The sequence below is a fragment of the Achromobacter sp. NCFB-sbj8-Ac1-l genome, assembly GCF_052695805.1.
This window is the reverse complement of the sequence record NZ_CP199812.1, coordinates 3,362,602-3,375,727: the sequence shown is the minus strand read 5'-3', so window position 1 is coordinate 3,375,727 and position 13,126 is coordinate 3,362,602. Positions and strand designations below refer to the sequence as shown.

At 69.1% G+C, this 13,126-nt stretch carries 12 protein-coding genes; 6 read left to right on the top strand and 6 right to left on the bottom strand.

Annotated features, from left to right (window positions below; translation table 11 throughout):
- Positions 1-127 precede the first annotated feature (127 nt).
- Together ACUDP5_RS15435 and ACUDP5_RS15430 are read left to right on the top strand one after the other, a co-directional pair.
- Positions 128-1,039, top strand: a complete 912-nt coding sequence (locus ACUDP5_RS15435; RefSeq protein WP_445656480.1) for a LysR family transcriptional regulator — start codon at positions 128-130, stop codon at positions 1,037-1,039.
- A gap of 172 nt (positions 1,040-1,211) precedes the next feature.
- A complete protein-coding gene (locus tag ACUDP5_RS15430) occupies positions 1,212-2,339 on the top strand; it encodes an acyl-CoA dehydrogenase family protein (protein ID WP_445656479.1) in 1,128 nt (375 codons plus the stop codon).
- Positions 2,340-2,343: 4 nt separating this feature from the next.
- Here the strand turns inward: ACUDP5_RS15430 and ACUDP5_RS15425 are convergent, their stop codons facing one another.
- The 6 genes from ACUDP5_RS15425 to ACUDP5_RS15400 form a co-directional block, all read right to left on the bottom strand.
- Positions 2,344-4,221 (bottom strand): tetratricopeptide repeat protein, encoded by a 1,878-nt coding sequence (locus ACUDP5_RS15425; RefSeq protein WP_445656478.1) that lies wholly within the window; start codon positions 4,219-4,221, stop codon positions 2,344-2,346.
- A 33-nt stretch (positions 4,222-4,254) separates the two neighbouring features.
- Entirely contained in the window at positions 4,255-4,665 is a 411-nt protein-coding gene (locus ACUDP5_RS15420) for a DUF2784 domain-containing protein (protein ID WP_263913253.1), read from the bottom strand.
- A gap of 66 nt (positions 4,666-4,731) precedes the next feature.
- On the bottom strand, positions 4,732-5,307 hold the full coding sequence (locus ACUDP5_RS15415; RefSeq protein WP_445656477.1) for a restriction endonuclease: 576 nt from the start codon (positions 5,305-5,307) through the stop codon (positions 4,732-4,734).
- Positions 5,304-5,528 carry an RNA-binding S4 domain-containing protein gene (locus ACUDP5_RS15410; protein WP_025136391.1) on the bottom strand — a complete coding sequence of 75 codons (225 nt, stop codon included), beginning with the start codon at positions 5,526-5,528 and terminating at the stop codon, positions 5,304-5,306. The genes ACUDP5_RS15415 and ACUDP5_RS15410 overlap by 4 nt, the downstream gene beginning before the upstream one ends.
- Before the next feature lie 35 nt (positions 5,529-5,563).
- Entirely contained in the window at positions 5,564-6,286 is a 723-nt protein-coding gene (locus ACUDP5_RS15405) for a DUF502 domain-containing protein (protein ID WP_263913256.1), read from the bottom strand.
- Positions 6,287-6,395: 109 nt separating this feature from the next.
- Complete coding sequence (locus tag ACUDP5_RS15400; RefSeq protein ID WP_263913257.1) at positions 6,396-6,863, bottom strand: winged helix-turn-helix transcriptional regulator; 468 nt, start codon at positions 6,861-6,863, stop codon at positions 6,396-6,398.
- 135 nt (positions 6,864-6,998) lie between these two features.
- On the opposite strand from ACUDP5_RS15400, the gene ACUDP5_RS15395 reads away from it, so the two are divergent.
- From ACUDP5_RS15395 to ACUDP5_RS15380, 4 genes are all read left to right on the top strand, one after another.
- Entirely contained in the window at positions 6,999-8,300 is a 1,302-nt protein-coding gene (locus ACUDP5_RS15395; protein WP_263913258.1) for a D-amino acid dehydrogenase, read from the top strand.
- A gap of 124 nt (positions 8,301-8,424) precedes the next feature.
- Entirely contained in the window at positions 8,425-9,597 is a 1,173-nt protein-coding gene (locus ACUDP5_RS15390) for a metallophosphoesterase family protein (protein WP_445656476.1), read from the top strand.
- A complete protein-coding gene (locus ACUDP5_RS15385; protein WP_445656475.1) occupies positions 9,594-12,230 on the top strand; it encodes an AAA family ATPase in 2,637 nt (878 codons plus the stop codon). The genes ACUDP5_RS15390 and ACUDP5_RS15385 overlap by 4 nt, the downstream gene beginning before the upstream one ends.
- On the top strand, positions 12,227-13,084 hold the full coding sequence (locus ACUDP5_RS15380; RefSeq protein ID WP_263913261.1) for a MurR/RpiR family transcriptional regulator: 858 nt from the start codon (positions 12,227-12,229) through the stop codon (positions 13,082-13,084). The genes ACUDP5_RS15385 and ACUDP5_RS15380 overlap by 4 nt, the downstream gene beginning before the upstream one ends.
- Positions 13,085-13,126 lie beyond the last annotated feature (42 nt).

Below are 13,126 nucleotides of genomic sequence, written 5' to 3'. Positions count from 1 at the left end.
GGGGGGTTCTCCAGACACTGGCGCGATGCGGATCGATCACGCCGGGGCAAATCGTAGTGCGCGGCCTTTGTTGAGAGAATGGCAATTCAGTCATAACATTCATGACTTCAGATCAGGAGTCTTCGATATGGCGCTGGATGGCCGGGTATTGGCAAACATCGGGGTGCTGACCGCCGTGGTGGAAAGCGGCAGCTTCGCGCGCGCGGCCGAGGCGCTGGGCATCACCGCATCCGGGGTCAGCCGCGCGGTGGGGCGGCTGGAGGCCGGCGTGGGCGTGCGCCTGCTGGATCGCACCACCCGGGCCGTGGCGCTGACGGACGAGGGCCGCCGGCTGTACGAGCAGATCAATCCGCTGGTGGCGGGCATCGGCGAGGCCATCGCCACCGCCGGCGGTGCGTCGGCGGCGGTCAAGGGGCGCTTGCGCGTCAATGTAGACGCGTTCTTTGCCCGCCTGATCCTGGCGCCGCACCTGGCGCGGTTCCTGGAACGCCACCCGGACCTGACGCTGGATCTGGCCACGCGCGAACAGCTGGGCGACCTGGTGTCCGACGGTTTCGACATCGCGGTGCGCTTCGGCGAACCGCCGTCGTCGTCGCTGGTCTCGCGCAAGCTGCTTGATACCCGCTCGGTCACGGTGGCGGCGCCGTCCTATCTGCGCAAGCACGGCGTCCCGACGGCTCCGGCCGACCTGGCGCGCCACGCCTGCATCCAGATGCGCAGCACCATGACCGGCCAGCTGCTGGAATGGAACTACCGCAAGAAAGGCCGGACCACGCGCGTGGAAACCTCGGGGCCGCTGCACCTGACCGACGGCTGGACGATGCTGGGCGCCTGCCTGGGCGGTGCGGGCATTGCCCGTTTCAAGGCCAGCGGCGTCGAGGAACTGATCCGCCAGGGCAAGCTGGTCGAACTATTGCCCGACTATATCGGCGACCGCTATGCGCTGTACGCGCTGTATCCGTCGCGCCATTTGCCGGCGGCAAAGGTGCGGGCCTTCATCGATTTCGTCACCGGCATCCTGGACGATCCGGCTGGCTGACAGGGCCCGAGGGGCGGGCCGCCTGAAGCGGGGTGGCGGCGGGGTCAGATAGCCGCCGCCGGTGTATTCTCGCAATCGTGCCACGCCCGCATCCCGGGCGGCCGGCCCGCGCAAGAAAACACGGGCGGCGCCCACCCGCGCCAGCCTGGTACTGCCCGCACAGGAGACAACCATGCTATTGACCGAAGAACAGCTCAGCGTCCAGGACATGGCGCGCCGTTTCGCCCAGGAACGCCTGGCGCCCCAGTCCGAACGCTGGGACCGCGACCACCATTATCCGGCTGACGCCATTGCCGAGATGGCCCAGCTGGGCTTCTTCGGCATGCTGGTGCCCGAGGAATGGGGCGGCAACGCCAGCGGCTACCTGTCGTACGCGGTGGCGCTGGAGGAAATCGCGGCCGGCAACGGCGCCTGCTCCACCATCATGAGCGTGCACAACTCGGTGGCCTGCATGCCGATCCTGAAGTACGGCACCGACGCGCAGAAAGAACAGTTCCTGCGACCCCTCGCCACCGGCCAGCACATCGGCGGCTTTGCACTGACCGAGCCGCAGGCCGGGTCGGACGCCAGCAGCCTGCGCACCCGCGCGGTGCGCGACGGCGACCACTACGTCATCAATGGCGCCAAGCAATTCATCACCTCGGGCCGCACGGGCCAGACCGTGATCGTGTTCGCCGTGACCGACCCGCAGGCCGGCAAGCGCGGTATTTCGGCGTTCATCGTGCCCACCGATACCCCGGGCTACCAGGTGGTGCGGGTGGAAGACAAGCTGGGCCAGCATCTGTCGGACACCTGCCAGATTGCGTTTGAAGACATGCGCATTCCGGCCGCGTGGCGCCTGGGCGAAGAGGGCGAGGGCTACAAGATCGCGCTGTCGAACCTGGAGGGCGGCCGCATCGGCATCGCCTCGCAATCGGTGGGCATGGCGCGCGCGGCGTTTGAATGCGCGCGCGACTACGCCCGCGATCGCCAGGCGTTCGGCAAGCCCATCATGGAACACCAGGCGGTGTCGTTCCGCCTGGCCGACATGGCCACCCAGATTCACGCGGCCCGCCAGATGGTGCTGCACGCCGCGGCGCTGCGCGAGGCTGGCAGGCCGGCGCTGACCGAAGCGTCGATGGCCAAGCTGTTTGCGTCGGAAATGGCCGAAAAAGTGTGTTCGGCCGCGATCCAGACGCTGGGCGGCTATGGCTACCTGGCCGACTTTCCGGTGGAACGCATCTACCGTGATGTGCGGGTGTGCCAGATCTACGAGGGCACCAGCGACATCCAGCGGCTGGTGATCGCGCGGGCGTTGTAAGGGGTCAATCCAGCAAGGCCTGCACCACTGCCTGCGCCTCGGGTGCCAGCGGCTGCTCGCGCTGCAACAGGGCGATCTTGTCCTCGAATTCCTTCACCACGTCGGGCCGGATCTGCTGCATGGCGCGCACGGTCTGCGCCAGCAGCAGCCGGGCATTGACGCTGTGCGGAAAGTCCAGGCACTGGCGGATATTGCCGTCGAGGATCTCGCGTTCGCCGTTCAGGTGGCCGGGGTGCTTGTCGTTGGCACCGTTGCAGCGCACGGCCAGCAGTTGCTCCAGACGCAGCAGGTAGCGCGGGAACGCCGCGCCGTCCGGCACCGTGTAGTTGCGGGGCGCGTTGCTGGGAGCCTGCGCCGTGGCGCGGGCCACCAGCGCCACCAGGTCTTCGGTCAGGCGTTGAAGGGCGGCCGTGGGGTCGGCCATGGGGAAATAGGCGGACAGGGTACCGACGCATTCCTCGTCATCCGTGCGCAGCACGCGCACCTGGGCCTGCCAGGGCTCGCTGGTGGTGACCAGGTGCGAGATCACCACGAAGTCGCTCTGGGCCTCGCATTGCTGGGCGTAGCGGATGGCATCGGCGTCGTCCCAGGCCACGCCGCTGAGCACGAAGCCAGGTTCGGGTTCCGTCAGCCAGGGCACCAGCGTCTGCGTGCGCAGGCCGCAGCGCAGCGCCAGTTGCTCGTTGAAATACAGCGGCAGCGCGCGGCTCAGGCGGCCGGTGGCGTCGGCCAGCTGGCGTTCGGCGTGGTCGGGCGCGGCGTCGACCTCGGCCGAGCCGCCCAGGAATGACACCAGCGGACGATTCGACGCAATCGGGTCGAACAGCGCGGCGGCCGGCGACTCGGGCGCGAGCCACACCGGGCCGCGGCCCAGCAGCATGGCAAAGCGCATTTCGGTGGATTCGGGCACGCTGCCGTCGCCCAGCGCGGCGCGGGCCAGTTCGGTGTCCCAGTACGCCAGGTTTTCCTGCCAGTCGGGGCGCTGCTGCGCGTAGAGCTGGTCGAGAATGCGGCGGGCGTCGTCGTACTGGCCCAGTTCGGCGTGGGCGCGGATCAGGTTGTTGCCGACCATGACGCCATGCGCCGCCGCGTCAAAGCGCGGTCCGGCCAGTTGCAGGATGGGTTCGATGGCGCCGGCATTGCCCAGGTCGGCGCTAAGCTGCAGCAGCAGGCCGGCGGGTGTGGGCGTGCCGGCGCGGGCCAGGGCTTCGCGGTACAGCGCCAGCGCGCCGGCCAGGTTGTGCGCGCCCAGTTCGGCGTGTGCCAGCCACAGCTGCGCGCGCCAGCTGCCGGGTAGCGCCGCGACCTTGCGCATGGCGGTCACGCCGGCCACGTCGCCGCCGTATTCGCGGTGGATGGCCTCGTACCAGCCCAGGCCGTTTTCCTGGTTGGGGTCCCGTTCAAGCGCGCGCCACAGGGTGTCGCGGGCGCGGGCCTCGTCGCCGCGTTCGTCGTGGATCTTGGCCAGGTTGGTCAGGGTGACGCCGGTTTCGCCATGCTGCTGCATGTAGGCCAGCAGCACGCGTTCGCTGTCGTCCAGCCGGCCGGTCTTCATGTAGACGATGGCCAGGAGCACCGCGGCGCGCTCGGCGGCAGGTTCCAGGGCGACCAGGCGTTCGGCCGGCTTGAGCATTTCATCGACGAAGCCATCCCCCAGCGACTGGATGATCAGGCTGGCCAGCGAATCGGCATCGTCCCGGTGGCGTTCGATGGCGCCGGCCAGCACGTTGTCGCGCCATTGCTCGCGGGTCACGAAGATTTCGCGGCCGTAGGCGTCAAACGCACGGATCAGGTTCGGGTCTTGCGACGGATCGCTGACGGCGGGCGCTTCGGCTTCGGCCGGCGAGGGCTGCTGGCCCAGGATTTTCTTCAGGAAGCTCATGCGGAACTCCGGATGCAGGGAAGAGGCCGTCGACTACGAGCGTGCGCGTCGGCTGAGGAGGGTCGCCGCGGGTTTGCCGCGGCTGGCGCGGCGGCGGCGGGCCCACACCGTGTAGATGATGAGATTGCCCACCACCAGCAAGACCGCCAGCAGGATCTGCACGTTGCGCGTCAGGCCATCCGGGTAGATCGCGGCCAGGATGTAGTGCTCGATGAAACCGCCGCCGTAGCCTTCCTGGCCCGCCTGCTGGCGTAGCGATACTTCCAGGGGCGTCAGCGGGCAGATCCAGCCCATGCCGATGACCATGGCGCCCCACGCCAGTGCAGGCAGGTGCAGGTAGGCCAGGCGCCAGCGCCACAGCGCCAGCAGGCCGCCGAACACGACGAAGGCGACGAACAGGCCATGCAGTACCAGTACTGCGTCGGCCATCAGGCGATAGGTCATGCGGGGTGTTCTCCAGGTTCAGGCAAGGGGGGCGCGCCTGAGGCGCATGCCGCGGTCAGGCAGGGATCAGGGCTTCAGGTCGCGCAGCAGCTTGGCCAGTTCGGGCGCGGCCATCAGCGACACGCCTTGGGCGCGGGCGTATTGCAGGGCGTTGTCCGACACCTCGCCCAAGGCGATGTAGATGGCTTCGCGCGCGCCGCGCTTTTCCCGCGCGGCCTGCAATTCGCGCAGCGGTTCTACGCCCGTGCGGGCGGCCTTCCAGCGCTTGGCGCTGACCAGCGCCACGTGGCCATCCTTGCTGAGCGCGAAGTCTGCGCCCGGCGCCTGCAGCCGTTCGACTTCGCAGCCGTCGCGGCGAAAGCCGGCTTCGACGGCGGTGGCGAATTCGGTCCAGGACATGGCCGCGGCGGCCTGCGCCACGGCCTCGACCCGGGCGCCCGACGGGGCGCGCAACTGCTTGTAGGCTGCCATGATGGCGATCACCGCGAACGGCACGGCCGCAAACACGCCCATGGCGGCGTAGTCCAGCGGCAGGGCGGCGAAACCGCCCACGGCCAGCACCAGGGCGACCACGGCGCTCATCCACCACGGCGAGCGCAGCAGCACCGCGAAGATGGAGTTCTGCGACATCTTGAGCTTCATGCTTCGCGCACCACGATGCGGACGTCGCCGCAGGTGACGATCTGGCCCGGGCGGATCTTGGCCGTCTTGCGGCTTTCGACCACGCCGCCGACGCTGACGTGGCCGTCGGCCACCAGCATCTTGCCGGCGCCGCCGCTGTCGCACACGCCGGTGGCTTTCAGCAGCTGGTTCACTTCAATATAGGGGCTGCCTTCGGCAAGCGTGAATTCAATGATGGGCATGTCGCGAAAAACCGTTGAAAGAAAAAGCGGGCCGATCAGCCTTGGCTGCCGGGCGGGTTGCCGCCGGGGGGATTGCCGTGGGTGCCATCGGCAGTGCCGCCCGTCGTGGGGGCAATGGGCGTCGCCGTCGGGACGACGCCCGCCACGTCGACCGGGGCCGGCCGGACGTTGCCGGATTCCGCGCGCGCCATCCAGGCGATCAGCGACGAGCGCATGGCTTCCTCGACCGACATCTGGATGGGCTGCACCCATTCCTGCGGCACGAACACGGTATAGCCGCCGATCATGTAGCCCATGGGCAGGTACACCGCCACGCGGTCGCCCTGCGTGAAACCCTCGGGCAGGCCGTCCAGGTTGCGCCGCGTGATCAGGCCGACCAGTTCCAGCTGCTGACCGGGAATGCGCAGCACCACGACCTGCTGGGCGGTGCTCTTGGAACCGGGCGAGAAGTAATCGGCAAAGCTCTTGAGCGACGAATAGATGCTCTTGACCACGGGCAGGTTGGTGAAGGGCATTTCCACGAGCAGCAGCACGCGCTTGACCCGTTCTTTGGATACCAGGTAGCCGATCGCCAGGATGCCCAGGATGCCCAGCAGCAGGCCCAGCCCGGGGAAATAGAAGCCGCCGATGAACGGGCGCAGGAACGTCAGCGCCACCGCTTCCGTCCACGCCAGGAAGATATAGAGCACGTAGATGGTCAGCGCGAGCGGCAGGACGGTGATCAGGCCGCGGAAGAAGTATTTGTAAAGACGGGTCATAGTCGAGAAAAAGCAAGAAAATCGGGGTCGGGCCGGGCGGGCACGGACCGGAACGGCCGCCAGCATAGCAGCCGGCGGCAGCCGGCCGGGTAACAAGGCGCGGTAAGCGTTACCGGTCGACGGGCAGGTACAGGGTCTCCTTGATTTCCTCCATCACCACATAGCTGCGCGATTCCGCCGAGGCGGGCAGGCGCTTGAGGATTTCACCAAGCAGACGGCGGTATTCGTTCATTTCGGTCAGGCGGGCCTTGACCAGGTAGTCGAAGTCGCCCGACACCAGGTGGCATTCCATGACCTCGGGTACATACAGCAATTCTTTTTTCACCTTGTCGAACACGTCGCCCGACTTGGCGGACAGCTTGATTTCCAGGAAGACCAGCAGGTTCTTGCCCAGGGCGGCCGGGTTGACGCGCGCATGGTAACCGGTGATGACGCCTTCGCGTTCCATGCGCTTGACCCGGTCCGAGCAGGGGGTGGCCGACAGGCTGACCCGCTCGGCCAATTCGGTGACCGCTATGCGGCCTTCCCGCTGCAGGATATCCAGGATTTTCAGGTCGATACGGTCCAGGTCGCGCATTTCACTTTTGGGAGGCAAAAAAGCAGGGGTGCCCGAGAAAAAGCACTGCCAAAGAAAAATAATCAGTGTTTTTCACTGCGATGAGGCTCATAGACTACCGAAATTCCTGACCAAAACCAAACTTCGGAAAGAATCATGCATGTGATCGTCCTCGGCAGCGGCGTCATCGGCACCACGACCGCCTATTACCTGGCCCGCCAGGGGGCCAAAGTGACGGTGCTGGACCGCCAGCCCGGCGCCGCCCAGGAAACCAGCTACGCCAATGCCGGCCAGGTCTCGCCGGGCTATTCCACGCCGTGGGCCGCGCCCGGCATTCCGCTCAAGGCGATCAAGTGGCTGTTCAAGAAGCACGCGCCGCTGGCGATCCGCCTGGACGGCAGCCTGTACCAGCTGAAATGGATGGCGGCCATGCTGGCCAACTGTTCGGCCGAGCGCTACGCCGTCAATAAAGAACGCATGCTGCGCCTGGCTGAATATAGCCGCGACTGCCTGCGCGAACTGCGCATCGACACCGGCATCCATTACGAAGAACGCACCCGCGGCACGCTGCAGCTGTTCCGCACCGACGCCCAGATGGAAGCCGCGCGCCGCGACATCGCCGTGCTCGAGGAAGTCGGCGTGCCCTACGAACTGCTGGACCGCAACCGCCTGGTGGGCGCCGAGCCCGCCCTGGCGCGCTCGCTGCACAAGCTGGCCGGCGGCCTGCGCCTGCCCAACGACGAAACCGGCGACTGCCGCCTCTTCACCACCCGCCTGGCCGAGATGGCCGCGGCGCTGGGCGTGGACTTCCGCTACAACCAGCCGGTGGCCGGCCTGAACACGGCCGGCGGCCAGGTGACCGGCGTGCGCGTCGGCGACCAGGTGCTGACCGCCGACCGCTACGTGGCGGCGTTCGGCAGCTATACCCGCGGCTTCCTGGAACCGTTGGGGCTGGACCTGCCGGTGTACCCGGTCAAGGGCTATTCGCTGACCATCCCCATGAAGGACGAGGCCGCCGCCCCGGTGTCCACCATCCTGGACGAAACCTACAAGATCGCCGTCACGCGTTTCGAGAACCGCATCCGCGTGGGCGGCATGGCCGAACTGTCGGGCTTTGACCTGCGCCTGAAAGACGCGCGCCGCAAGACGCTGGAACTGGTCGTCAACGACCTGTTCCCGGGCAGTGGCGACGTGCCCCGCGCCGAGTTCTGGACCGGCCTGCGCCCCATGACGCCGGACAGCACGCCGGTCGTCGGCCCGACCCGCTACGGCAACCTGTTCCTGAACACCGGCCACGGTACCCTGGGTTGGACCATGGCCTGCGGTTCCGGCAAGCTGGTGGCCGACCAGGTCATGGGCCAGCGTCCGCAGATCCGCACCGACGGCCTGGACCTGTCCCGCTACGACCGCCACACGTCGGCCCACCGGCCGCTGGTGCTGGACGGCAAGGGCGCCTGACGTCCGCCGGTTTTCCGTTTTTTCCGGCCGCCGGCCATAAGCTGGCGCCTCAATGGCCCGCTCGGCGCAACATGCCGGTCGGGCCATTGTTCTTTGGCGGGCCGCCGGCCTCTACAATCCGGGCATGACTCATTTCCTGCATACCGCCGATTGGCAGATCGGCCGTCAATACGGCCAGTTCGACACCGACGATGCCGCCTTGCTGGCCGAGGCCCGGCTGGACGTCGTGGCCCGCATCGCGGCGCTGGCCGCCGAGCGCCAGGTGGACGCGGTACTGGTGGCCGGCGACGTGTTCGACACGCAGGGCGTGTCCGACCGCACCATCCGCCGGCTGTTCGCCGCGCTGGCCGCATACAGCGGGCCATGGGTCATGATCGCCGGCAACCACGACGCCGCGCTGGCCGACAGCGTCTGGAGCCGCGCCGCGCAACTGGACTGCATTGCGCCCAATGTGCACGTGCCGCTGCGCCCCGGCGTGGTGGACCTGCCCGCGCAGAACCTGGCCGTGCTGGCCGCGCCGTTGACCCAGCGGCACACCTACGACGACGTCACGCAGGCCTTCGACGCCATGGACACCGAGCCGGGCCGCCTGCGCATCGGCCTGGCGCACGGCAGCGTGGCGGGCCGGCTGCCCGACACCATCGACGCCACCAACCCCATCGCGCCCGACCGCGCCGCGCGTGCGCGGCTGGACTACCTGGCGCTGGGCGACTGGCATGGTTGCCTGGCCATCGACGAACGCACCTGGTACGCCGGTACGCCGGAACAAGACCGCTTCCGGGGCAACGAACCCGGCTATGTGCTGGACGTGCGGATCGCGGCGCCGGGCGCGGTGCCGGTGGTGGAACGCGTGGCCACCGGCAAGTACCGCTGGTCGGCCTGGACCGAAACGCTCAGCCTGCCCACCGACGCGCAGGCGCTGGCGCAACGCCTGGCCGGCCTGCGGGCCGAAGACGTGCTGCGCCTGGAATTGCAGGGCCACGTCAATGTGCCCACCTGGGAAGCGCTGCAGTGGGCGGTGGACCAGGCCGCGGCGCAGGCGCGCGCCGTGCTGTCGGATTTTTCCGGGCTGCTGCTCGAACCTGACGAAGCCGACCTGGCGCAACTGGGCGCCAGCGGGTACGTGGGCGAGGTGGCGACGCAATTGCAGGCGATGCAGGCCGACCCCGAACAGGCGGCGGTTGCCAGCGAGGCGTTGCGCTTGTTGCTGCGGTTCCAGCGCGATGGGGCAGGGGGCAATGCCGCGCCTCGCGATGCCGCGGGCCGTGACGCCGCCACCCAGGGGAGCCTGCAATGAAGCTCTCGCGCATCGCCCTGGAAGAATTCCGCAAGTTCCGCCAGCCCCTGGTGCTGGACGATCTGCAAGACGGGCTGAATCTGTTCGTCGGCCCCAACGAGGCCGGCAAGAGCACGGTGGCCGCGGCCATACGCGCCGCGTTTTTGGAACGCTACAGCACCCGCACCGTGGCCGACCTGGCGCCGCGCGGCGAGTCCGGCGCGCGTCCCAGCGTGGAACTGGCGTTCGCTCATGCGGGCCATGACTATCTCCTGAAAAAGCAGTTCCTGTCGCGCGCCCGCTGCGAATTGCTGATCGACAATGGCGCCCAGCGCCTGGAAGGCGAAGAGGCCGAGAACGCGCTGGCCGCCTTGCTGGGCTTTGAATTGGCCACGCGCGGGCAAAGCAAGCCCGACCTGGCCGGCGTGCCCGGGCTGCTGTGGATCCAGCAGGGTGACGGCCAGAACCTGCAAGCGGCCGCGGGCCACGCCGGCGGCCACCTGCGCGAAGCGCTGACGCAACTGTCGGGCGAACTGGCGTCGGGCGACGGCGACCGCTTGTACGAGCGCGTGGCCGCCGAACGGGCCGCGCTGCTGGATGCGCGCAACGGCCGGCCCAAGGGCATCTACAAGGATGCCGAAGACGCCCTGGCCAGCGCCCAGGCCGAGCGCGACACGTGCGCGGCCGCCAAGGCCCAGCTGGATGCCGACGTCGACCGGCTGGCCAGCCTGCGCGCCGAGCATGCGCGGGCCGAAGCCGGCCAGCCGTGGAAAGACTTCGAGGCGCGCGCGGCCGACGCCCGGGCCCGCCTGGCCGCGGTCGCCAAAGAGCGCGAGGCGTTCGAGGGCCTGCAACGCGAGCAGCGCCAGGCGGCGCAGACGCTGGCGGTGCTGCAAGAGCAGGTGCGCCGCGACCAGCAGGACGAGGCCGACCTGCGCGCCCTGACGGACGAGGCCGCCGCGGCGCGCGCCCGCGTCCAAGCGGCGCAGGAACCCTTGGCCCGCGCCCGCAAGCAGCGCGACACGCATGCCGCCGCCGCCGAACAGGCCCGCCAGCGCGTCGCCGCGGTCCAGGCCGTGGCCGACCGGCGCGACCTGGAACACCAGTTGCAACAGCTGGACCGTGACGTCGAACGCCTGGACGGTGCGCTGAAGGAAGCCACCCACCTCATCGAACAAGGTTCGGCCCTGAAGGCCGAGGCCGTGCGCATCGAGATTGCCGACGCCGACATCCAGGCGCTGCGCAAAAGCGAACGCGCCTTGGGCGACCTGCAATTGCAGCAGCAGGCCATCGCCACGCGCGTGTCCTACACGTTCGAACCCGGCCGCGAGGCGCGGCTGGACGGCGCTGCGCTGGACGGCAACGGTGAAGTGCTGCTGACCGCCGCGGCCGAACTCGATCTGCCCGGCGTGGGCCGCCTGCGCATCGAACCGGGCGGCAAGGACCTGCCGGCGCTGATGCGCGAGCTGGGCGAGGCGCGCGCCGCCAGCGCCGCGCTGCTGTCGCGCCTGGGGGTGGCCAATGCCGCCGACGCCGAAGAACGCCACGCCCGCAGCGCCGCCTTGCAGCGCGAGCTGGACGCCATGCGCAAGACCCTGGCCATTCATGCCCCCAAAGGCATCGATGTGCTGCGCGGCCAGCGCGACGAAGCGCTGGCGCGCCGCAGCGCCTTGCGCGAGCGGCTGGCGGCCTTGCCGCCTGCCACCGATGCAGACGATGGCCTGCCTGCGGCCCGCCAGGCGTTGCGCGACGCCGAAAGCAGCGCCGCCCAGGCCATGGACGCCCTGGCGGCGGCCCAGCGGGCACTGGATGCCGATAGCGCGCGCGCCCAATTGCTGGAAACCCAGGCCGCCGCGCGCGGCGCGGACCTGCAGTCGCCCGAACGCGCGGCCCAACGCCAGGCCCGCGCCGGCCGGCTGGCCGAGGCGCGCAGCGGCCACGACCTGCTCGAACAGCGCCTGCAAGCGGCCCAGGCTGCGCTGGCCGCGCTGCGCCCCGAACTGCTGGAACAGGATGCGCTGCGGTTTGAAAAGTCCGCAGCGATCGAACGCGACGCCCAGCACAAGCGCCATAGCGACATCCAGCAACTGCTGGGCAAGCTGGAACAGGCCGGCGCGCAGGGCCTGGGCGAACGGCTGTCCGAGGCGCAAGCCGCCTGCGAACGCCTGCAACGCCGCCGCGATGAATTCCTGCGCCGCGCGCAGGCGCTTGACCTCTTGTCCACCTTGCTGGCCGGCAAGCGCGACGCCGCCACCCAGCGCTTGCAAGCGCCCCTGGCGCGCCGCCTGAGCCACTACCTGGGGCTGCTGTTCCCGGATTCCGCGCTGCGGCTCGATGACGCGCTGCTGCCTGCGGCCTTGCAGCGCGCCGGCGCGGAAGACCCGCTGGACGCGCTCAGCTTCGGCACCCGTGAGCAGTTGGGCATCCTGGCGCGCTTTGCCTACGCCGACCTGCTGCGCGAGGCCGGTCGGCCGACCCTGCTGGTGCTGGACGACGCGCTGGTGCATACCGACGACGCCCGCCGCGACCTGATGAAGCGCGCGCTGTTCGACGCCGCGACGCGGCATCAGGTGCTGATGTTCACCTGCCATGGCGAGGCCTGGCGCGATCTGGGCGTGGAACAGCGGCGCATCGGCGCGATGGAGACCCCGTGAAAGCCCGACAGCAGATCATCGACGGTTTCGACAGCCTCAGCCCGCGGCTGCAAGTGGCCGCGCGCTTTGTGATCGACCATCCCAACGAAGTCGTCATCGGCTCGATGCGCACGCTGGCCGAGCGCGCCGGCGTGCCGCCCGCCACGCTGGTGCGGCTGGCGCAGCAATTGGGCTATGGCGGCTGGCCCGAACTGAAGTCGGCGTTTGCCGGCGACCTGGGGCTGAATGGGCAGGGCTACGGCGAACGCGCCCGCAGCCTGGCCCAGCGCAGCCGCCGGCCGGATTTGCTGGATGACCTGTTCCGCGCGCAGCAGGCGGCGCTGGCGGCCACCGCCGAGCAATGCCTGCCGTCGCTCAAGGCTGCCGCCAAGCTGCTCAAGCAGGCGCGCCAGGTGCATGTGGCGGGCTTTCGCGCCAGCTTTTCCATCGCCCATTCGCTGGTCTATGGTTACCGGCTGTTCCGCAACAGCGTGCACCTGGTCGACGGGCTGGGCGGCAACCTGCAGATGCAGCTGCGCGCCATCGAGCCGCGCGACGTCGTCGTGGCCATCAGCTTTGCGCCGTATTCCAGTGAAAGCCTGGCGGTCGCGCAGGCGGCGCGGGCGGCGGGCGCGTCGTTGGTCGCGCTGACCGACAGCGACGCCTCCCCCCTGGCGCGCGCCGCGCAGGTGACGGTGCTGTATTCCGTGGCTGGCGCTTCGTTCTTTCCGTCGGTCACCGCGGCCATGGGCGTGACCGAGGCGCTGCTGGGGCTGCTGGTCGCCGAAGGCGGCGACGACGTGGTGGCGCGCCTGAAGCGCAACGAGCAGGACCTGGTCGAGTCCGGCGCCTACCTGCCGGTGGGCTCGCGATAACCGTGTGTGATGCCTGCCCGTGCAAACCCGGGATTGCACGGG

Coding starts and splice junctions, on each gene's coding strand:
- ACUDP5_RS15405 (WP_263913256.1), bottom strand. CDS start 6,286: ATGACCCGTCTTTACAAATACTTCTTCCGCGGCCTGATCACCGTCCTG.
- ACUDP5_RS15385 (WP_445656475.1), top strand. CDS start 9,594: ATGAAGCTCTCGCGCATCGCCCTGGAAGAATTCCGCAAGTTCCGCCAG.
- ACUDP5_RS15420 (WP_263913253.1), bottom strand. CDS start 4,665: ATGACCTATCGCCTGATGGCCGACGCAGTACTGGTACTGCATGGCCTG.
- ACUDP5_RS15430 (WP_445656479.1), top strand. CDS start 1,212: ATGCTATTGACCGAAGAACAGCTCAGCGTCCAGGACATGGCGCGCCGT.
- ACUDP5_RS15410 (WP_025136391.1), bottom strand. CDS start 5,528: ATGCCCATCATTGAATTCACGCTTGCCGAAGGCAGCCCCTATATTGAA.
- ACUDP5_RS15425 (WP_445656478.1), bottom strand. CDS start 4,221: ATGAGCTTCCTGAAGAAAATCCTGGGCCAGCAGCCCTCGCCGGCCGAA.
- ACUDP5_RS15415 (WP_445656477.1), bottom strand. CDS start 5,307: ATGAAGCTCAAGATGTCGCAGAACTCCATCTTCGCGGTGCTGCTGCGC.
- ACUDP5_RS15435 (WP_445656480.1), top strand. CDS start 128: ATGGCGCTGGATGGCCGGGTATTGGCAAACATCGGGGTGCTGACCGCC.
- ACUDP5_RS15390 (WP_445656476.1), top strand. CDS start 8,425: ATGACTCATTTCCTGCATACCGCCGATTGGCAGATCGGCCGTCAATAC.
- ACUDP5_RS15395 (WP_263913258.1), top strand. CDS start 6,999: ATGCATGTGATCGTCCTCGGCAGCGGCGTCATCGGCACCACGACCGCC.
- ACUDP5_RS15400 (WP_263913257.1), bottom strand. CDS start 6,863: ATGCGCGACCTGGACCGTATCGACCTGAAAATCCTGGATATCCTGCAG.